Genomic DNA, 17,518 nt, shown 5'->3' on the forward strand with positions numbered 1-17,518 from the left:
GGGCCCCGCCTAACCCAGAGTCTCGACCAGACGATGCAGCGCCTGCGCCGTGGTCTCGCCATCCTGCACCAGCGCGAGGCGAATGTAGCCCGCGCCGGGATTGAATCCGTCAGGCTGCTGCCGCGCCAAGAAGCTGCCGGGCACCACGCGCACGCCTGCTTCCTTGAAAAGCTTGAGCGTCACGGAGACGTCGTCGCCGATCTCGGATGTGTTGAGCCAGACGCAGAAGCCGGCATCGGGCCGGCGATAGCCGTAGCGGTTGCCGATGATCTGGTCGGCGAGATCGAACTTGATCCGGTACAGCCTGCGGTTCTCCTCGACATGCGCCTCGTCGCCATAGGCAAAGGTCGCGACGTGCTGGAGCGGCACCGGCACCTGGGGCGCAGCGATGTTGCGCAGCTCGAGAAACATGCCGATGAATTTCTTGTCGCCGGCAGCGAAGCCGACCCGCAGGCCCGGCAGGTTCGAGCGCTTCGACAATGACTGGAACGCAGCCACGCGCGCGAAGTCGGGACCGGCGCATTCGAGCGCACTGCCCGGCGCTTCGCGGGTGTAGATCTCCGAATAGCACTCGTCGCTGAGGATCATGAAGCCGTGGCGGTCGGCGAGGCTCTTCAGGCGCGTGAAGTAATCGCGCGAGGCGACCGAGCCTTGCGGATTGGCAGGCGAGGCCAGATAGAATGCCACGGTGCGCGCCAAAGTCGCCTCGTCGATGGCGTCGAGATCGGGCAGGAAGCCGTTTTCCACGGTGGTCGGCAGATAGACCGGCTCGCAGGCTGCAGCTAAGGCGCCGGCGCCATAGACCGGATAGAACGGGTTCGGCATCAGGATCGCGGGCTTGCCGGGCCGCGGGCCGACATAGCGCGCGGCAGCGATCGCGGCGAGGAACAGGCCCTCGCGGCTGCCATTGAGGACGAGAATCTCGGACTTGGGGTCGAGCGGCCGCGGCAGCTTGAAGCGCGACGACAGCCAGGCGCCTGCAGCGTTCCGGAACGGCTCGGTGCCCTGGTTCATCGGGTAACGGCCGAAATCGGCAATGTGCTTGGCCAGCACCGGACCGACGAAGTCGGGCACGGGATGCTGGGGCTCGCCGACCGCAAGCGAAATCAAGGGCTTGCCTGGCTGATGCGGCGCCAACAGCTCGTTCAGCCGGACGAAGGGCGAGCGTGCGGAATCGGAGCTACCACCGCCCTGCGGCGCACGGGTTGAAGCGGTCAGAGCCATTCTGGGCGCCAGTACTCTTGGAACGGCCGGTCGCAGCACGGCGCCGGCGGGAAAGCGGTTCAGTTCACCATAGATAGGGCGAGGTTAAGACGCGATTAACCATCGGCCGCCGCCTCCGTCCAGAGCAGGAATAATGGGGCCGGATAACAACGGGATGGGAGGCTGTTCGGGAGCTGCGTCATGGCCGGGCTTGACCCGGCCATCCACGCCTTCCGGGCGGCACTCAAGAACGTGGATGCCCGGGACAAGCCCGGCCATGACGAGCTTCGCAGAATCAGGCGCGTCAGTGCCCCGGCAGCCTCTCGAATGTCTTCATGCCGGGCGGGATCGCATGAAATTCCTGCATGTCGCAGGTGTAGATCGCCATCTGCGGATGGAACTGGGCCGGATCGTCCAGCGTGCCGACCTTCAGGATCGCGGCGGGCAGGCCCGGAACCTTGGTCACCAGATGGGTGCCGCATTCGGCGCAGAACTCGCGCGTGACCGCGCGTTCGAGGTCCTTGCGGGTGAATTGCTTGGGCTGTCCCTTGGTGTAGCTGAAGCCGGCCGCCGGCATCGCGATGAAAGTGTTGGGCGCGCCGCCCGAGATGTACTGGCACTCCCGGCAGTGACACTGGGCCTGCATCATCGGATCGCCTTCGGCCTTGTAGCGCACCGCGCCGCAATAGCATCCACCTTCCAAATGCATGACGTCCTCCCGATTGTTGTTCTTGAGGTCGATATTTCTGCGTGGGCGGTGCCGATGGCAATCTTTTTCTTCGGCGCTCCGGTCAAAAGAAAGGGGCTCCAGCTTGCGCTGGAGCCCCTCAACGGTCAGGGCATTGCCGGGTATGTGCCCGAACCGTAGTTCTGGGCGCGATCTCCGGGGAGACCGCGCCCGGGAGGAGTTACATGTTGTAGGCGCGCTCGGTGTGCTCGGTGATGTCGAGGCCTTCACGCTCGCTCTCGACATTGGTGCGCAGACCGACGATCACGTCGACGACCTTGTAGAGGATCGCCGAACCGACGCCCGACCACACCAGCGTGGTGCCGACGCCCCAGATCTGGGACATCATCTGCGCTGCGAAGTCGTAGTCGGCAACCTTCGGCGGGATCGCGGTGTAGTCGATGATGCCGGCGCCGCCGAGGGCGGGGTTGACGAGAATGCCGGTGCCGAGAGCGCCGACGATGCCGCCGATGCAGTGCACGCCGAACACGTCGAGGCTGTCATCATAGCCGAGCGCGTTCTTCACGACGGTGCAGAAGAACAGGCAGACCACGCCGACGATGAGGCCGAGGACGATCGCGCCCATCACGCCGGAGAAGCCGGCGGCAGGGGTGACGGCCACGAGGCCCGCGACAGCGCCGGAGATGACGCCGAGCACCGACGGATGACCCTTGATGATCCACTCCGCGAACATCCACGACAGCGCGGCGGCTGCGGTGGCGACGAAGGAGTTGGTCATGGCAAGCGCAGCGCCGCCATTGGCTTCGAGGTTGGAGCCGGCGTTGAAGCCGAACCAGCCGACCCAGAGCAGCGAGGCGCCGATCATCGACATCGTCAGCGAGTGCGGAGCCATCAGCTCCTTGCCGTAGCCGACGCGCTTGCCGATCAGGAGAGCGCCGACGAGGCCTGCGATGCCGGCGTTGATGTGCACCACGGTGCCGCCAGCGAAGTCGATCGCGCCCTTCTTGAAGATCCAGCCGGCGTCGGCGTTGATCTCGTCGAGCTTGGCCTGCGCCGCGGTCTTCGCCGCCGCATCACCCGCCGCAGCCAGAGCCTTGGCCGCATCCTGGATCATGTCCGGGCCCGGCCAGTACCAGACCATGTGCGCGATGGGGAAGTAGATCAGCGTGACCCAGAGCGGGATGAAGAGGGCGATCGCCGAGAACTTCATGCGCTCGGCGAAGGCGCCGACGATGAGCGCGGGCGTGATCGCCGCGAAGGTCATCTGGAAGCACATGTAGATGAGCTCCGAGATGTTGGCATCGACCGAGAAGGTCGCGGCCTTCGAGTCGGTGGTGACGCCCATCATGAAGGCCTTGGAGAAGCCGCCGATGAAGTCGGAGCCGCCGGTGAAAGCGAGGCTGTAACCGTAGACCGCCCAGATCACGGTGACGACGCAGACGGTGTAGAACACCTGCATCAGGACCGAGAGCATGTTCTTGGAGCGGACGAGACCGCCGTAGAACAGCGCGAGGCCGGGGATGGTCATCAACAGCACGAGCACTGTCGATGTCAGCATCCAGGCGTTGTCTCCCTTGTTGACCGTTGGCTCGGCGTAGGCTGCGGTCGCAGCGAACAGGCCGACTGCGAGAGCCGCCAATCCCGCGCCATAGGGACGCTTGAACGTCATATTATTCACTCCTGATTGGATAAGGTTGAGCGCGAAATCAAAGGGCCGCGGCATCGGCCTCGCCGGTGCGGATGCGCACCGCGTGGTCGAGGTTGATGACGAAGATCTTGCCGTCGCCGATCTGCCCGGTTTTCGCAGCGGACGTGATGGCGTCGATGGTCTTGTCGACCTGGTCGGAGGCGACAGCGACCTCGATCTTGATCTTGGGCAGGAAGCTCACGGCATATTCGGCGCCGCGATAGATTTCCGTATGGCCCTTCTGGCGGCCATATCCCTTGACTTCCGTCACCGTGAGACCGTGAACGCCGATGGCGGTCAGGGCGTCACGGACTTCTTCCAGCTTGAATGGCTTGATAATCGCCATAACAATTTTCATGGGTCCTATCCCCGCTTGGGCCCGGTCCGGACGTGGCCGGGCGTTCTCGACTGGTTCGCCACGAGGGAGAAGTTCACTACGCGGGCACAGCCGGGACCCTTAGAATCAAATGCCGTGCCAGATCGGGCGTGTTGCCTAACGGACTATGAAAACGGGGGTTTTCGCGTTCGACGGGTATTGCGGTGCAGTGCGCTATTCCGTCGCGCCCAAAACGTGGTCATGTCTGCTCAAAACACGAGCACGACAGGCTGCCGACACAATGTTGCTCATGTGTCGGGCAGCAATACGGTATTTAAATACAGTAGAGGGTTCCGGAACGACTTGGCGGTGCCGCGAAATATCAAGTTGCCGACCCTTGTGCCCACTGGATGCGCGCAAGTGCCGCCCTGTCGGCGGGACAAGCTTCTGGTGGAGCATCCGGTCGGAACCGCCGTCGGAACGTCAGGCGGCCTCGCGCTCCGCAAAGACCCTGTCGACCAGGCCCCACTCGACCCCCTGCTGCGCCGTCATGAAGTGGTCGCGGTCGAGGGTCCGTTCCACCTCTTGTTCGGAACGCCCGCAATGTTGCGCATAGAGGCGGATGATGCGCCGCTTGGTCTGCTGCATTTCGTTGGCGTGGATCAGGATGTCGGACGCCTGGCCCTGAAAGCCGCCGAGCGGCTGATGCACGTGAAGGCTCGCATTGGGCAGCGCGGCACGGTGACCGGGCTCGCCGGCCATCAGCAGAAACGAGCCCATCGAGCGCGCGGTGCCCATGCACAGCGTATGCACCGGCGCCTTGATGAACTGCATGGTGTCGTACATCGCAAGGCCACTGGTCACCACGCCGCCATAGGAGTTGATGTAGAGATTGATCGGCTTGTTCGGATTCTCCGCCTCCAGGAACAGCAGCTGCGCGCAGACCAGCCCGGACATCGCGTCATTGACCTCGCCGTTGAGGAAGATGATGCGTTCGCGCAGCAGCCGCGAGTAGATGTCGAAGGATCGTTCGCCACGCGCTGATTGTTCGACGACCATAGGGACGAGCTGAAGCATGTCGCGCATCGGCGACCTCCATGTCTGCAGGTGATGAAGTCTCTTGTGCTAGGCCGCCGCGCGCATCAGGCAGCAATTGGTATTGGCCGGCCGCGGCAGCTCTGTCGTGATGTCGCAGGGCTGCTGGATGATGCGTAAGCGGGTGCGGCCGTCTTCATGCCGCTCGATCCGGAGGGTGACGCGGCTCTCGCGGAACGGCGGTTCGGAATCGCGAAGCCGGTAGCGCACCTCCTCGCCGGGAATCGATGATTCCGGCTCGGCACGGGCAAGGTCGCAATCCGGCAGCCAGCGCTCGCGCAAAGCCGGAATGGTGACGGCGCGCCAGACTTTTGCCGGCGGTGCGTCGAACTCAAATTCCAGCACCAGGCTTTGATCGGGATGATCAGGCTTCACGAGGTCGCTCATTGATCCAGATCCTTATTGATCCATGTCCTTGAGGAGGTCGGCGAGTGCTTCCATGCGCTTCGGCCAGTAGGCGCGGTAGCGCGCAAGCCATGCCCCGATGGCGACGATTCCGTTCGGGTCGACTTCGTAATTCACAAAGCGGCCCTGCCGCTGCTCGCGCACGAGGCCTGCATCGCGCAGCACAGCGAGATGCTGCGACATCGCGGGTTGGCTGATCTCCAGACCATCGCGCAGAGCGCTGGCATTCAGGCTTCCGCCGGCGAGCTTCTCAAAGACCCTGCGGCGCGTCGGATCGGCCAGCGCCTTGAAGATGTCGGCTTCGGTCATGGCAATACATAAGCATACACTTATGTGTTGCGCAAGCTCTTACTGCAGGGCTTCGCCGTGCTGCGAAATATCGAGACCTTCAAGCTCGTGCTCACGGGATACGCGCAAAGGCACGAACAGGCCGACCAGCTTGAGCAGGATGAAGCTCACGCCCGCCGACCAGACGAAGGTGACGGCGACGCCATAGAACTGGATCAGCAACTGCTGCGGGTGGCCCTCGATCAGGCCGGCGGTGCCGCCGATCGCGCTGGTTGCGAATACGCCGGCGAGCAGGGTCCCGGTCAGGCCGCCGATGCCGTGGACGCCGAACACGTCGAGCGAATCGTCATAGTTGAAGCGGTGCTTCAGCCAGGTGCAGGCCCAGTAGCAGACAGCACCGGCGAGGATGCCGATGACGATGCCGTGCCAGGGCGCCACGAAGCCGGAGGCCGGCGTGATGGTGCCGAGCCCTGCGACCGCGCCGGAGATCATGCCGAGCACGGAGGGCTTGCGCCGCGTCGACCATTCGATCGCGCCCCAGGTCAGCGCGCCCGAGCAGGCAGCGAGGTGGGTGGCGATGATCGCCATCACGGCACGTGAATTGGCCGCGCCCGCCGAGCCGCCGTTGAAGCCGAACCAGCCGACCCACAACAAGCCGGTGCCCATCACCGCGAGCGACAGGTCGAACGGCGAGAGATTTTCTGTGCCGTAGCCGTGGCGGCGCCCCATCACCTTCGCCGCAACGAGGCCGCCGGTACCGGCCGACAGATGCACGACGAGACCGCCCGCGAAATCCAGCACGCCCATGCTGTTGAGGAAGCCGCCGCCCCAGACCCAATGCGCCAGCGGAATGTAGACGAAGATGAACCAGGCGACGGAGAACAGGAGGTAAGCGGAGAACCGCATCCGGTCGGCGACCGAGCCCGCGACCAGCGCCACCGTGATGATGGCAAACGTCATCTGGTACAGCATGAACAGCGCTTCCGGGATGGTCTTCGCGGCCGGATTGACGCTGTCCATGGTCATGCCGGCGAGAAACCAGCGGTCGAGCGTGCCGATCCACGGACCGTCGCCGACGAAGCACAGCGAATAGCCGAACGCGACCCAGAGGATGGAGATCATGGTCACGGCGGCAAGGCTCTGCGCCATGGTGGCGAGCACGTTCTTCTTGCGCACCATGCCGGAATAGAACAGCGCAAGCCCCGGGATCGTCATCATCAGCACCAGCGCGGTGGCGACGATCATCCAGGCCGTGTCGGCCGTGTTGATCTCGGAATCCGCCGCATATGCAGGCGCGGCCATGGCCAGCGCAACTCCAATCGGCGCAGCCATCGAAGCCGCGCGCCGCAACATTCCCGCCATATCGTTCCCCCCGGCATCAATTGGCGTCGCACGATCCGGCGTCGTTGCCCCGGTGCGATCAAAGAAGAGCGAAGCGTTTTCGAGCGAAGCGGATAACGGTTCGCGCGAAGAAAACGCGTCGAAACTAAGATTTAGAGCGCGTCGCTGTCGGTCTCGCCGGTGCGGATGCGCAGTGCATGGTCGATCGGCGTGACGAAGATCTTGCCGTCGCCGATCTGCCCCGTGCGCGCGGTCGCGGTGATCACGGCGACCGCCTTGTCGGCGACGTCGGAAGCGACCGCGATCTCGATGCGCAGCTTCGGCAGGAAATTCACGACATATTCGGCGCCGCGATAGATCTCGGTGTGGCCCTTCTGGCGGCCGTAGCCCTTCACTTCGGTCACGGTCATGCCGTGGACGCCGATCGACGTCAGGGCCTGGCGGACCTCATCGAGCTTGAAGGGTTTGATGATCGCGACGACGAGCTTCATGGTCAGGCCTATTTCCCCGGGATGCGCCGCGCCGTATGTCCACGGCGCTGCGTCAATCTGGCATCTTTCCGGGCAAATGGCACAAAAAAGTTGCAGATTGAAGCGGAAAAACGTTTGGCCAAGGGCGGTCATGTGAACGGCCGCCTCTGTACAGGGCAACCGTTCATCCTTCACAATGCATTTTCGGCATGGATGCGGTGAACCCAAGCGTCCCGGCTGGTACATAAGTATGTTTGAGGGGGACGTTTCATGGCGAGTTGGTTCTACGCATCCGAGGGCAAGCAGCAGGGGCCCTTTCCGGAAGGGCAGTTCCGCGATCTCGTCGCCCAGGGCGTCGTGCGCCCGGATACGCTGGTGTGGACCGAGGGCATGGCCGGCTGGCAGAAGGCGGCCGAAATCCCCGGCCTGGTCGGGGGCGGCGGCGCGCCGCCGATGATCCCGGCGGGCGGACCGCCGATGATGGGCGGTGGTGGTTATGCGGGCGGTGGCGCCGGCGGAGGATCGCTGTCGGTCGATTTCGGCATTCTCGACTTCACCTGGCGCACGCTCGTGCTCGTGATCGGCTCGTGCTTTGTCATCCCGGTGCCGTGGCTGTTCGTCTGGTACATGAAATGGATCGTGCCCTGCGTCAGGGTTCCCGGGCGGCCCAATCTCAGCTTCACCGGCAGCGCGATGACGCTGGTGCCCTGGTTCTTCGGCTTCATCGTTCTGGCGATCGCGATCGGCTTCATCGGCAGCCAGTTGCTGAGCAATCTGCTGTTCATCGTCCAGCTCGTGCTCTACTGGCTGCTGATCAAATGGATGATCGCAAACCTTGCTTCCAACGGGCAGCCGCTCGGCTTCAGCTTCACCGGTTCGGTCTGGGCCTATATCGGCTGGAATCTGCTGTTCGCGATTTCCATCATCACCATCATCGGCTGGGCCTGGGTCGCCGCAGCTCAGATGCGCTGGTTCTGCCGCAGCATCGAAGGCACGCGGCGCGAGATCGTGTTCAAGGGCTCGGGTCTCGACATCCTCTGGCGCGGCATCGTCGCAGCGATCCTGTGCACCCTGATCATCCCGATTCCGTGGGTGTACCGCTGGATCATGAACTGGTTCGCCTCGCAGACCGTGCTTGCGCCACGCGGGTCGCAGGCGGCGATGTGACGGCCGCGGGCCTTCGGTAGCGAGCAGACGTAGATGTCGCATCGACTCTGGTTTCACGCATCCGAGGGCCAGCAGAAGGGGCCGTTCCCGGAGGCCCAGTTTCGCGATCTGATCGCACGGGGCATCGTGCGGTCAGACACGCTGGTCTGGACCGAGGGGATGGCGGGCTGGCAAAAGGCCGGCGCGGTCCCCGGTCTGGTGCCCGGCGGATCGCCGGCGGCGGCTTCGAGCGGCGACGGGCAAGGCCGGCTCTCGGTAGATCTGCCGCTGTGGTCGTTCCTGGGATGGTGCATCCTGCTGGTGATCGGCAACGCCGTCGTGGTGCCGGCTCCCTGGACCGCCACCGCTTACTACCGCTGGCTCTTCCCGCGCATCCACGTTCCGCAACGACCGAACATCGGCTTCACCGGAGAGGTCGGCGATGTCTGGTACGTCTTCATCGCGCTGGCGCTGGTGGGCTATGCGGGACTTTTCGGCGACCTGTTTCAGCTTGTGGGGATCCCTATCCAGGCATTCCTGTCCTGGATGGTGATGCGCTGGGTCGTCGCCAATGTCAGCTCGAACGGTCAGCCGATTCCGATGACGTTCAACGGCAGCCCCTGGGTCTTCATCGGCTGGCAGGTCCTGATGTTTCTCGCCGTGTTCACGATCATCGGCTGGGCCTGGGTCATGGCCGCATGGATGCGCTGGATCTGCCGCAACATCGCGGGAACGCGGCGCGAGATGATCTTCGTCGGCACCGGCCTTCAGCTGCTGTGGCGAACTCTCGCATTCGGTTTCGGCTGCCTTCTGATCATTCCGATTCCGTGGCTGCTGCGCTGGTATTTCACGTGGACCATGGCGCAGTTCGCACTCGTCGAGCGCAGAACCGCGCCAGTCTAGGACCGCCGTTCGCGCACGGAGCCTTCCTGCGCGACGGAGGCGACCAGCGTGCCGTCGGGCTTGAAGATCGAGCCACGAGTCAAGCCGCGGCCGCCGCGCGCGCTCGGCGAATCCTGGGCGTAGAGCAGCCATTCGTCGGCGCGGAACGGGCGGTGAAACCACATGGCGTGGTCGAGGCTCGCCGGCATCATGCGCTTGTCGAACAGCGTGCGGCCGTAGCGTGCCATGATCGCATCGAGCAGCGAGAAGTCGGAGGCATAGGCGAGCGCGCACATGTGCAGCGCCGGATCATCCGGCAGCGTGGCCGCGGTCTTGATCCAGACATGAATGCGGCCGTCGTCGATCTTCTGGCCGAAATAGCGACCGAGCTCGACGGGACGCAGCTCGATCGGCCGGTCCGATTCATAGTAGCGGCGGATGAATTCCGGCATCTCCTTGAACATCGGCTGCTTCGCCACCTCCTCCGCCGTGAGCTTCTCGGGCGGGGGCACGTCGGGCATCTTATCCTGGTGATCGAAAGCACTCTCTTCCTCGGCATGGAAGGAGACCATGATCGAGAAGATCGCGTTGCCGTGCTGGATGGCGGTGACGCGGCGGGTCGAATAGCTCTTGCCGTCGCGCAGGCGCTCGACCTGGTAGATGATCGGGATCTGCGGATCGCCCGGAAGGATGAAGTAGCAATGCAGCGAATGCGGCAGGCGGCCCTCGACGGTACGGCAGGCCGCGACCATCGCCTGCCCGATCACCTGGCCGCCAAAGACCCGCTGCCAGCTCGTCTTCGGGCTGTTGCCGCGGAACAGGTTCACCTCGAGCTGCTCGAGGTCGAGGATCGAAATGAGGTCGATCAGGCTTTTGGACATGATGGTGCTTTCTGGTGCTGCGTCATTCCGGGGCGCACGCAGTGCGAACCCGGAATCTCGAGCTGATAACCTCTGGATTCCGGGTTCGCGCGTTGCGCGCCCCGGAATGACGGATTTGGGCCGTTCCGCCCTTGTTTCACCGCACTGTTTCGCCCAGCTCAAGTCTGCTAGCAAGACCGAGAATTGACCGGGAATTTGGGTATGTCGGTACAGGGTAGCATTGTCATTGGTGGCGGCGCGTTTGCCGGCCTCGCATTGGCCTTGGCGTTGCGCCAGGGGCTTGGGCCCGAGATCCCCGTCATCGTCGCCGATCCCGCGCTCAGCACGCGGCCGAGCCGTGACCCCCGCGCCACCGCGATCGTGGCCGCCTGCCGTCGCCTGTTCGAGGCGATCGGCGCCTGGGACGACGTCAGGGCCGAGGCACAGCCGATCCTCGACATGGTCGTCACCGATTCCAAGCTGGAAGACGCCACCCGTCCGGTGTTCCTCAATTTCGCCGGCGACGTCGCGCCGGGCGAGCCGTTTGCGCATATGGTCGAGAACCGCCGCCTGATCGACGCGCTGACGGCGCGCGCCGAGGCCGAGGGCATCGATTTGCGTGCGACCACCGTCGCCTCCTATGACGCGCGCCCCGAAGGCATCGACGTGACGCTCGGCGACGGCAGCGTGATCGCTGCAAGTCTTTTGGTCGCCGCCGATGGCGCGCGCTCAAAGCTGCGCGAGCGGGCGGGCATCGCGACCCATGGCTGGGAGTATGACCAGTCCGGCATCGTCGTCACCGTCGGTCACGAGCGCGATCACGAGGGCCGCGCCGAAGAACACTTTCTGCCGGCGGGACCCTTTGCGATCCTGCCGCTCTCGGGCAGGCGCTCCTCGCTGGTGTGGACCGAGCGACGCGCCGAGGCCGCGCGCATCATCGCGCTCAGCGATGAGGAATTCCACGCCGAGCTCGAGCAGCGTTTTGGCCTGCATCTCGGCGAGGTGAAGGCGCTCGACAAGCCGCGCGCGTTTCCGCTGTCCTATTTCGTCGCGCGCTCCTTCATCGCCGAGCGTCTCGCACTGGTCGGCGATTCCGCCCATGTCATCCACCCCATCGCGGGGCAGGGCCTCAACATGGGGCTGAAGGATGTCGCTGCGCTGGCCGAGGTCGTCGTCGACGCGGCGCGGCTCGGCATGGATCTCGGCGGCGCCGACGTGCTCGAGCGCTACCAGCGCTGGCGCCGCTTCGACACCATGGCGATGGGTGTGGCCACCAACTCGCTGAACTTCCTGTTCTCCAACCAGTCGACCTTGCTGCGCACCGTCCGCGACATCGGTCTCGGCCTCGTCGACCGCGCCCCGCCGCTGAAGAACCTCTTCATCCGCCAGGCCGCAGGGTTGACGGGCGAAGTGCCGAGGCTGTTGAAGGGCGAGGCGTTGTAGGCGGGACGCTGGCGCTACACCCTCCACTGTCGTCCCGGACAAGCGCGCCTGAGCGCGCGCCGATCCGGGACCCATACGCCGCAGCAAGAGTTTGGCGAAGACTCGGAGACGAGGTCAATCGATCTTGCGCGCCTCTTCCGGCAACATGATCGGAATGCCGTCGCGGATCGGATAAGCCAGCTTGGCGCTGCGCGAGATCAACTCCTGCTTTGCAGAATCGAACTCCAGCGGGCCCTTGGTCAGCGGGCAGACCAGAATTTCCAGCAGCTTGGGATCGACGGTATTTTCGGGTCGTTCGGTGGACGTGTTCATCGGGGTCTCCGGCGGTCGGCTGCCTCTAGCACAGAAATTCGCGTCCGCCCATTGCGGGCTCACGCAGAGATCATCGCGAAGATCTCGTCGAGCAGGGCCTGCAGCCGCGCCTTCGGCACCGGCGCGCCCGACAGGGCATGCCCGAGAAACGTCCAATAAAGGATCTGTGCGCGGGCCTGGGCCGTTGCTGCCTCGAGCCCAAGCTTTCCCAGCAGCCCTTCGATGTAATCGAGCCTGCGGCGGTCGATGGCGCGCACGGTTCCTTGTGCCGCCGCATCGAAGGCCGCCCAGCTGCGCACCGCGCGTTCGAGATCGAGGCGCGCGCCAAATGACCTGCGCAACAGTGCTTTCAGCGGCTCGCCGTCGGCGGCCTCGACGTCGGCGATGATCTGCTCCGCCGCAATCTCGCGCCAGCGCTTCAGCACGGCGGCATGAAACGCGGCCAGATCGGCGAAATGCCAGTAGAAGCTGCCACGCGACACCCCCATGGCCCTGGCGAGCGGATCGGCCTTCAGCGCGGTGAAGCCGCTCTCGGCCAGCGCCTTCAGCCCTTCCTTGATCCAGTCGTCGGCGGAAAGCTGTTCGGTCATTTCGGTTCCCAGATCCGACCATACACTAGTGTATTGACAGGCCGCGGGCCAGCACCTATGTCACCATACACACATGTATGGAGACAACGATGCGTGATCTCTTGCTCCAGTGCGCCGGCGTGCTGACCATCGTGGTGGCCCTCATCCACGGCTATCTCGGCGAGGCCAAGGTGTTCGCCCGCGCCCGCATCGAGCCGGAACGGCTCCGCACCCTGATCCGCCTGGTCTGGCAGGCCTCGACCATTGCCTGGATCGGCGGTGGCGTGCTTCTGATCGTGGTGCCCCGGATGCACTCGGAGCTGGCGCGCCACTGGATCGTTGCCACGATGGCCTGCGTGTTCGGTTTCTCCGCGCTCGCCAACGCATGGGCCACGCGCGGCCGGCACTTCGGCTGGATGGCTCTCAGTGCGGTCGTCGTCATGTCGGTTGCCGGATACTAGATGAGGATCCGTCCGTGAGGCGTATGGCCGCAGCAGTGGCGCAAATCTGCCTTTGCCGCAGGGAGCGCTCGTATTTTCGGTCACGTTAGAACTACTCTAATCTCAACAATAGAACTTATCTAAAGCGCAGCACGCCCGTCACCGATTGACTTCACCACCCTCTTTGCTTCCTTCAGTCCCGCTTCGCGGCTCGCGTAGCGCGCACGACAAAGGAGGAGAGGTTCGTGAAGGTCATTCGTGTTGTTGCCATTGCACTGACGCTCGGGATCGGCATGGGGTCGACGGCCATGGCCGACGGTTTCAAGGACTGCACCAAGCTCGACAAGGCGTCGTGGAAGCCGGCGAGTGAAGCCGAAGCCAAGGCCAAGGCGCTGGGTTACGAGGTGCGGCGCTCCAAGATCGAAGGCTCGTGCTACGAAGTCTACGGCGTCAAGGAAGGCAAGCTCTACGAGCTGTTTTACAGCCCCGAAGATCTCAGCCTGAAGCACACGATCGCCAAGTAGGGCCTGACGTAGACGGCGCGGCGTGATCTGCGCGAAGCGGGGCTTGAGGGTGGTCTTTGCTTGATTGAAGAAGCGATGCCAGAAGCGCGCGGGGTATCCGACAGGACCCCCGCGGATCGAACTGCTTCGCGGACGGTCGCAGTTTGGGATCTCCCGCTGCGCCTCTGGCACTGGGCTCTCGCGGCCTGCGTTCTGGCCGCGTGGTTCACGCCGACGGTCTATGACCGGCTTCATCGTGTCGTCGGCTATGCGGTGCTGGGGCTTCTGGCCTTCCGCTTCGTCTGGGGCTTTTGGGGAAGCCGCTATTCGCGCTTCCGCATGATCAGGGCCAGGCTCCGCGCGGCACCGCGCTATCTCTGGAATCTGCGCCGCGGCATCACCGGCCGCTATATCGGGCTCAATCCCGCCGGCACGTTGATGCTGGTGGCGCTGCTGGCCTCGCTCACCGTCTCGGCGATCACAGGCGCGATGTCGGTCACCGTCACCTTCTTCGGCGTGTGGTGGGTCGAGGATACCCACCACTATTCATCGGATGCGGTCATCGTCCTGGTGGTGCTGCATGTGCTGGGCGTGCTGTTGATGGGGCTGCTCCAGCGCGAGAGCCTGATCCGCGCGATGATCACCGGCCGCAAGCGCATTCGGGGTCATTCATCGGGGACGTGAGTTTCGACACTCTCTCCTCGTCATGGCTTGGACAAGCCCGGGCATGACGGAGTTTGAGGCGGGCTTTGCGCCCTCACTGTAGCGGAGGATCGCCGCTGGTACGCTTCTTGGCGAGGTCCATCTCTGTCACGGCGATCAGGATCTCGGCGCGAGTCTTCAAATCAGGCGCTTCCAGCATGGCCTGCTTCTCAGCAGGGCCGTAGGGCGACATCATCGCCAGCGCGTTGACGAGCGCTTCGTTGGGCGCGCTTTCGACGCCTTCCCAGTCGACCTTGAGATTATTGGCCTTCAGGAAGTCCGCCAGCACGGACAGCAGCGCTTCGCGGTCGACCTCGTCCTCGCCCATGCGCGCGGTGAAGTCATTGGCGAAGGAGAAGAAATCCACCTTGCACTGCCGGTAGGCGGTGAGCACTTCGAGCTCCTCGATCACCTTGAAGCGCGAGACGCCGGTGAGCTCGAGGATATAGCGGCCGTCGCCGGATTCGGCGAGCTGGGTGATGCGCCCGACGCAGCCGACGCGGAACAGCGTCGGCCTGTCGGAATCCTTCGGCGAGTGCGCGACGTCGGGCTGGATCATGCCGATCAGGCGATGGCCGTCGCGAAAAGAATCGTCGACCATCGCAAGGTAGCGCGGCTCGAAGATGTTCAGCGGCATCTGGCCGCGGGGCAGCAGCAGCGCGCCCGGCAGCGGAAACACCGGAATAATCTCCGGGAGGTCGGCGGGCCCGCGATATTCGATGTTGATCGGCATCTGCCCCGGTCCCCCCTGGCCTTGCCAGTTCGCCTTACGAAAACAGGATCGTCGACAAACGCTTGCGTCCCTCGACGGTTGCATCATCCGCGCCGCCCCAGGCCTCGAAGAACTGCACCAGCTGCTTGCGGGCGCCGTCGTCGTTCCATTTGCGGTCTCGCTTGACGATCTCGAGCAGCTGCGCGGTCGCAGCTGCGCGGTCGCCTTTCGCGTTGAGCGCGGTCGCCAAGTCGAATCGGGCCTGATGATCGAGTGGGTTTGCGGCGACTTTCTGTTCCAGCTCCACGACCGGTCCGAGCGATTGGGCCTGCTCGGCGAGATCGATCGCGGTCTGCACCGCCTTCACCGCGGGATCGTTGCGCTTGGATTCCGGCACCATGGCCAGCGTCTGCTTGGCCTGCTCCATCGCGCCGGAGACGGTGTAGCATTTTGCGAGCCCGGCAAGAGCGGCGATGTTGGTCGAATCGTACTGGAGCACCTCCGCATAGATCTGCGCGGCGGCTGCAGCGTCGCCCTCGGCCAGCACGGCCTCGGCCTCTTGCAGGATTTCAGCGATATTCGGTTCACCCGGCGCGGTCACGCCCTTGGTCAGCTTTTCGATGAAGGCGTTGAGCTGGCTCTCGGGCACCGCGCCCATGAAGCCGTCGGCCGGCTGGCCGTTGACGAAGGCGATCACGGCCGGGATCGACTGGATACCCATCTGGCCCGGGATCGCCGGGTGCTGGTCGATGTTCATCTTGACCAGCTTGACCTTGCCTTTGGCGGCCCTGACCGCCTTTTCCAGCACGGGGGTGAGCTGCTTGCAGGGGCCGCACCACTCCGCCCAGAAGTCGATCAGCACCGGCTGGCGCTTCGATTCCTCGATGACGTCCTTCACGAAGGTCTGGGTGGTGGTGTCCTTGATCAGATCGGCCGCTGCCGGGTTTGCGGCTCCGTTACCCTGGTCGATGATCGTCACGGCATCCCCTCGTCTGATGTCTGGAATGGCGGGTCTTTAGCACGTCGCCGCTCCCTATGCTTCGCTGTCGGCTCCTAAATTGGGCCGAATGGGCCGAATTTCAATCCATCGGGACCGATTCGGCGGTTCCGGGGCGATTCCGGGCGATTTGGTCGCATTCGGGCTCCATATTGGGCCCCGGATTGCGCATCTATGCCGCCGGTAGCTGTTGCATTCCCTTCCCGCTTTTGGCATACGACAGCCGTTGCCGGCGCGTCACGCGACCGACACAGGATGCGGGTGTAGCTCAGTGGTAGAGCACGACCTTGCCAAGGTCGGGGTCGAGGGTTCGAGCCCCTTCGCCCGCTCCAATTTTTCCCAGAGCATCCAGCCTGACCGGACGGAAACGTGGTTCTCCACCCCGCTGGCGGCTGGTTTGGGTTCGCAATGACAATCCTGGTCACGGGCAGCGCCGGTCACCTCGGAGAAGCCATTCTCCGGACGCTCCGGGCACGCAATGTGCCCGCGCGTGGGCTCGACCTGAAGCCCTCGCCCTTCACTGACGCCGTCGGCTCGATCGTCGATCCCGACTTCGTGCGGGCTCGGATGACCGGCGTGACCGCCGTCATCCACACCGCGACGCTGCACAAGCCGCATGTGGCGACGCATTCCAAGCAGGATTTCGTCGACACCAACGTCACCGGCACGCTCAACCTGCTTGAGGCAGCCGTCGCCGCCGGCGTCCGCAGCTTCGTCTTCACCAGCACCACCAGCGCGTTCGGCTCGCAGCTCCACGCCGGAGCCGGACAGGCGGCTGTGTGGGTTACCGAGGACCTGTCGGCGGTGCCGAAGAACATCTACGGCACCACCAAGCTGATGGCGGAAACTCTCTGCGAGCTGTTGTTCCGCGAGCGCGCCCTGCCAGTCGTGGTGTTGCGGACCTCGCGCTTCTTTCCCGAGGACGACGATGATCCCGCGATGCGCGCGGCCTACCCGCTGGACAACGCGCAGGCCAACGAGCTGCTCTATCGCCGGCTGGATATCGCGGATGCGGTCGGCGCCCACCTGCTCGCCGCCGAGCGCGCGCCGAAGATCGGCTTCGCCCGCTACATCGTCTCGGCCACCAGCCCGTTCGAGCAGCATCACCTCGCGGCGCTTGCGCGCGATGCGGCCGGCGTCGTGCGCGAGCTCTATCCGGAGTGCGCAGAGCTCTATGCGGCGCGCGGCTGGAAACTCTTCTCCGAGATCGATCGCGTCTACGTCAACGAGCGCGCGCGGCGCGAGCTGGGCTGGCGGCCGGAATTCGACTTCACGCATGTGCTGAGCTGCCTCCGCGAGGGCCGCGATTTCCGCAGTGCGCTGGCGCGCGAGGTCGGCTCGAAAGGCTATCATGAGGTGGTGTTCGACGACGGGCCCTATCCGATCGCCCGATAAGCGCCGCCATTGATGTTTTGCTCGACGAGTCAAGTGCCTGTCGGGTCGGCCCCCGACCAGCGCA

Annotated in this window: 22 protein-coding genes and 1 tRNA gene; 9 read left to right on the top strand and 14 right to left on the bottom strand. The window is 64.4% G+C overall.

The window, feature by feature from the left end; all coding sequences use genetic code 11:
- Nucleotides 1–9: 9 nt before the first annotated feature.
- Together UNPF46_RS16810 and UNPF46_RS16815 are read right to left on the bottom strand one after the other, a co-directional pair.
- Entirely contained in the window at nucleotides 10–1,224 is a 1,215-nt protein-coding gene (locus UNPF46_RS16810) for an aminotransferase class I/II-fold pyridoxal phosphate-dependent enzyme (RefSeq protein WP_181769968.1), read from the bottom strand.
- Between the two features lie 283 nt (nucleotides 1,225–1,507).
- Entirely contained in the window at nucleotides 1,508–1,912 is a 405-nt protein-coding gene (locus tag UNPF46_RS16815) for a GFA family protein (RefSeq protein ID WP_142250736.1), read from the bottom strand.
- Here UNPF46_RS16815 and UNPF46_RS37535 point away from each other — a divergent pair.
- Nucleotides 1,907–2,071 (top strand): hypothetical protein, encoded by a 165-nt coding sequence (locus UNPF46_RS37535; RefSeq protein WP_181769969.1) that lies wholly within the window; start codon nucleotides 1,907–1,909, stop codon nucleotides 2,069–2,071. The two genes, UNPF46_RS16815 and UNPF46_RS37535, sit on opposite strands and share 6 nt — an antisense overlap.
- A 40-nt stretch (nucleotides 2,072–2,111) precedes the next feature.
- Here UNPF46_RS37535 and UNPF46_RS16820 read toward each other — a convergent pair whose 3' ends face one another.
- From UNPF46_RS16820 to UNPF46_RS16850, 7 genes are all read right to left on the bottom strand, one after another.
- Nucleotides 2,112–3,560 carry an ammonium transporter gene (locus tag UNPF46_RS16820; RefSeq protein WP_100175287.1) on the bottom strand — a complete coding sequence of 483 codons (1,449 nt, stop codon included), beginning with the start codon at nucleotides 3,558–3,560 and terminating at the stop codon, nucleotides 2,112–2,114.
- A gap of 37 nt (nucleotides 3,561–3,597) precedes the next feature.
- Nucleotides 3,598–3,936, bottom strand: a complete 339-nt coding sequence (locus UNPF46_RS16825; RefSeq protein ID WP_008142813.1) for a P-II family nitrogen regulator — start codon at nucleotides 3,934–3,936, stop codon at nucleotides 3,598–3,600.
- A 441-nt stretch (nucleotides 3,937–4,377) separates the two neighbouring features.
- Nucleotides 4,378–4,980, bottom strand: coding sequence for an ATP-dependent Clp protease proteolytic subunit (locus UNPF46_RS16830; RefSeq protein WP_142250737.1), 603 nt, complete (start codon nucleotides 4,978–4,980; stop codon nucleotides 4,378–4,380).
- Between the two features lie 39 nt (nucleotides 4,981–5,019).
- Entirely contained in the window at nucleotides 5,020–5,376 is a 357-nt protein-coding gene (locus tag UNPF46_RS16835; RefSeq protein ID WP_100175289.1) for an SRPBCC family protein, read from the bottom strand.
- Nucleotides 5,377–5,388: 12 nt separating this feature from the next.
- Nucleotides 5,389–5,703 carry an ArsR/SmtB family transcription factor gene (locus UNPF46_RS16840; RefSeq protein ID WP_100175290.1) on the bottom strand — a complete coding sequence of 105 codons (315 nt, stop codon included), beginning with the start codon at nucleotides 5,701–5,703 and terminating at the stop codon, nucleotides 5,389–5,391.
- Between the two features lie 39 nt (nucleotides 5,704–5,742).
- Nucleotides 5,743–7,044: an ammonium transporter gene (locus UNPF46_RS16845; RefSeq protein ID WP_142250738.1), complete on the bottom strand. Its 1,302-nt coding sequence runs from the start codon at nucleotides 7,042–7,044 to the stop codon at nucleotides 5,743–5,745.
- Between the two features lie 131 nt (nucleotides 7,045–7,175).
- Nucleotides 7,176–7,514, bottom strand: coding sequence for a P-II family nitrogen regulator (locus UNPF46_RS16850; protein WP_142250739.1), 339 nt, complete (start codon nucleotides 7,512–7,514; stop codon nucleotides 7,176–7,178).
- Nucleotides 7,515–7,763: 249 nt separating this feature from the next.
- Between UNPF46_RS16850 and UNPF46_RS16855 the strand changes: the two genes are divergently transcribed.
- Complete coding sequence (locus UNPF46_RS16855; protein ID WP_142250740.1) at nucleotides 7,764–8,660, top strand: DUF4339 domain-containing protein; 897 nt, start codon at nucleotides 7,764–7,766, stop codon at nucleotides 8,658–8,660.
- Between the two features lie 33 nt (nucleotides 8,661–8,693).
- Complete coding sequence (locus UNPF46_RS16860) at nucleotides 8,694–9,542, top strand: DUF4339 domain-containing protein (RefSeq protein WP_142250741.1); 849 nt, start codon at nucleotides 8,694–8,696, stop codon at nucleotides 9,540–9,542.
- Here the strand turns inward: UNPF46_RS16860 and tesB are convergent.
- Nucleotides 9,539–10,402 carry an acyl-CoA thioesterase II gene (gene tesB / locus UNPF46_RS16865; protein ID WP_142250742.1) on the bottom strand — a complete coding sequence of 288 codons (864 nt, stop codon included), beginning with the start codon at nucleotides 10,400–10,402 and terminating at the stop codon, nucleotides 9,539–9,541. The two genes, UNPF46_RS16860 and tesB, sit on opposite strands and share 4 nt — an antisense overlap.
- A gap of 201 nt (nucleotides 10,403–10,603) precedes the next feature.
- Here tesB and UNPF46_RS16870 point away from each other — a divergent pair, with 201 nt between their 5' ends.
- Complete coding sequence (locus UNPF46_RS16870) at nucleotides 10,604–11,824, top strand: ubiquinone biosynthesis hydroxylase (RefSeq protein WP_142250743.1); 1,221 nt, start codon at nucleotides 10,604–10,606, stop codon at nucleotides 11,822–11,824.
- A 114-nt stretch (nucleotides 11,825–11,938) separates the two neighbouring features.
- Here the strand turns inward: UNPF46_RS16870 and UNPF46_RS16875 are convergent, their stop codons facing one another.
- Both UNPF46_RS16875 and UNPF46_RS16880 read right to left on the bottom strand, forming a co-directional pair.
- On the bottom strand, nucleotides 11,939–12,136 hold the full coding sequence (locus UNPF46_RS16875; protein ID WP_100175297.1) for a Trm112 family protein: 198 nt from the start codon (nucleotides 12,134–12,136) through the stop codon (nucleotides 11,939–11,941).
- A gap of 59 nt (nucleotides 12,137–12,195) precedes the next feature.
- On the bottom strand, nucleotides 12,196–12,726 hold the full coding sequence (locus UNPF46_RS16880; protein ID WP_142250744.1) for a TetR/AcrR family transcriptional regulator: 531 nt from the start codon (nucleotides 12,724–12,726) through the stop codon (nucleotides 12,196–12,198).
- A gap of 89 nt (nucleotides 12,727–12,815) precedes the next feature.
- On the opposite strand from UNPF46_RS16880, the gene UNPF46_RS16885 reads away from it, so the two are divergent.
- From UNPF46_RS16885 to UNPF46_RS16895, 3 genes are all read left to right on the top strand, one after another.
- Nucleotides 12,816–13,166, top strand: coding sequence for a hypothetical protein (locus UNPF46_RS16885; RefSeq protein WP_100180964.1), 351 nt, complete (start codon nucleotides 12,816–12,818; stop codon nucleotides 13,164–13,166).
- 224 nt (nucleotides 13,167–13,390) lie between these two features.
- The gene (locus UNPF46_RS16890; RefSeq protein ID WP_142250745.1) at nucleotides 13,391–13,669 is read left to right on the top strand and encodes a PepSY domain-containing protein; all 279 of its coding nucleotides are present in this window, start codon (nucleotides 13,391–13,393) and stop codon (nucleotides 13,667–13,669) included.
- A 60-nt stretch (nucleotides 13,670–13,729) separates the two neighbouring features.
- On the top strand, nucleotides 13,730–14,332 hold the full coding sequence (locus tag UNPF46_RS16895; protein WP_174718753.1) for a cytochrome b/b6 domain-containing protein: 603 nt from the start codon (nucleotides 13,730–13,732) through the stop codon (nucleotides 14,330–14,332).
- Between the two features lie 73 nt (nucleotides 14,333–14,405).
- On the opposite strand, the gene UNPF46_RS16900 is transcribed toward UNPF46_RS16895, so the two are convergent.
- Together UNPF46_RS16900 and trxA are read right to left on the bottom strand one after the other, a co-directional pair.
- Nucleotides 14,406–15,083 carry an LON peptidase substrate-binding domain-containing protein gene (locus UNPF46_RS16900; protein ID WP_142250746.1) on the bottom strand — a complete coding sequence of 226 codons (678 nt, stop codon included), beginning with the start codon at nucleotides 15,081–15,083 and terminating at the stop codon, nucleotides 14,406–14,408.
- A 34-nt stretch (nucleotides 15,084–15,117) separates the two neighbouring features.
- Complete coding sequence (trxA, locus tag UNPF46_RS16905; protein WP_181769970.1) at nucleotides 15,118–16,041, bottom strand: thioredoxin; 924 nt, start codon at nucleotides 16,039–16,041, stop codon at nucleotides 15,118–15,120.
- Between the two features lie 275 nt (nucleotides 16,042–16,316).
- On the opposite strand from trxA, the gene UNPF46_RS16910 reads away from it, so the two are divergent.
- Nucleotides 16,317–16,391 (top strand) — tRNA-Gly (locus tag UNPF46_RS16910).
- A 76-nt stretch (nucleotides 16,392–16,467) separates the two neighbouring features.
- Nucleotides 16,468–17,454 carry an NAD-dependent epimerase/dehydratase family protein gene (locus UNPF46_RS16915; protein WP_181769971.1) on the top strand — a complete coding sequence of 329 codons (987 nt, stop codon included), beginning with the start codon at nucleotides 16,468–16,470 and terminating at the stop codon, nucleotides 17,452–17,454.
- The last annotated feature ends 64 nt before the right edge of the window (nucleotides 17,455–17,518 follow it).

This window comes from Bradyrhizobium sp. UNPF46, from assembly GCF_006658625.1.
Taxonomy (GTDB): Bacteria; Pseudomonadota; Alphaproteobacteria; order Rhizobiales; family Xanthobacteraceae; genus Bradyrhizobium; species Bradyrhizobium nitroreducens.

Bases quoted from the DNA above. Each gene is read 5' to 3' on its own strand.
- UNPF46_RS16825 (WP_008142813.1), bottom strand. From the start codon at position 3,936: ATGAAAATTGTTATGGCGATTATCAAGCCATTCAAGCTGGAAGAAGTC.
- UNPF46_RS16900 (WP_142250746.1), bottom strand. From the start codon at position 15,083: ATGCCGATCAACATCGAATATCGCGGGCCCGCCGACCTCCCGGAGATT.
- UNPF46_RS16885 (WP_100180964.1), top strand. From the start codon at position 12,816: ATGCGTGATCTCTTGCTCCAGTGCGCCGGCGTGCTGACCATCGTGGTG.
- UNPF46_RS16855 (WP_142250740.1), top strand. From the start codon at position 7,764: ATGGCGAGTTGGTTCTACGCATCCGAGGGCAAGCAGCAGGGGCCCTTT.
- UNPF46_RS16870 (WP_142250743.1), top strand. From the start codon at position 10,604: ATGTCGGTACAGGGTAGCATTGTCATTGGTGGCGGCGCGTTTGCCGGC.
- UNPF46_RS16840 (WP_100175290.1), bottom strand. From the start codon at position 5,703: ATGACCGAAGCCGACATCTTCAAGGCGCTGGCCGATCCGACGCGCCGC.
- UNPF46_RS16810 (WP_181769968.1), bottom strand. From the start codon at position 1,224: ATGGCTCTGACCGCTTCAACCCGTGCGCCGCAGGGCGGTGGTAGCTCC.
- UNPF46_RS16850 (WP_142250739.1), bottom strand. From the start codon at position 7,514: ATGAAGCTCGTCGTCGCGATCATCAAACCCTTCAAGCTCGATGAGGTC.
- UNPF46_RS16835 (WP_100175289.1), bottom strand. From the start codon at position 5,376: ATGAGCGACCTCGTGAAGCCTGATCATCCCGATCAAAGCCTGGTGCTG.
- UNPF46_RS16845 (WP_142250738.1), bottom strand. From the start codon at position 7,044: ATGGCGGGAATGTTGCGGCGCGCGGCTTCGATGGCTGCGCCGATTGGA.
- UNPF46_RS16875 (WP_100175297.1), bottom strand. From the start codon at position 12,136: ATGAACACGTCCACCGAACGACCCGAAAATACCGTCGATCCCAAGCTG.
- UNPF46_RS16860 (WP_142250741.1), top strand. From the start codon at position 8,694: ATGTCGCATCGACTCTGGTTTCACGCATCCGAGGGCCAGCAGAAGGGG.
- UNPF46_RS16915 (WP_181769971.1), top strand. From the start codon at position 16,468: ATGACAATCCTGGTCACGGGCAGCGCCGGTCACCTCGGAGAAGCCATT.
- UNPF46_RS37535 (WP_181769969.1), top strand. From the start codon at position 1,907: ATGCATGACGTCCTCCCGATTGTTGTTCTTGAGGTCGATATTTCTGCG.
- tesB (WP_142250742.1), bottom strand. From the start codon at position 10,402: ATGTCCAAAAGCCTGATCGACCTCATTTCGATCCTCGACCTCGAGCAG.
- UNPF46_RS16830 (WP_142250737.1), bottom strand. From the start codon at position 4,980: ATGCGCGACATGCTTCAGCTCGTCCCTATGGTCGTCGAACAATCAGCG.
- UNPF46_RS16880 (WP_142250744.1), bottom strand. From the start codon at position 12,726: ATGACCGAACAGCTTTCCGCCGACGACTGGATCAAGGAAGGGCTGAAG.
- UNPF46_RS16820 (WP_100175287.1), bottom strand. From the start codon at position 3,560: ATGACGTTCAAGCGTCCCTATGGCGCGGGATTGGCGGCTCTCGCAGTC.
- UNPF46_RS16815 (WP_142250736.1), bottom strand. From the start codon at position 1,912: ATGCATTTGGAAGGTGGATGCTATTGCGGCGCGGTGCGCTACAAGGCC.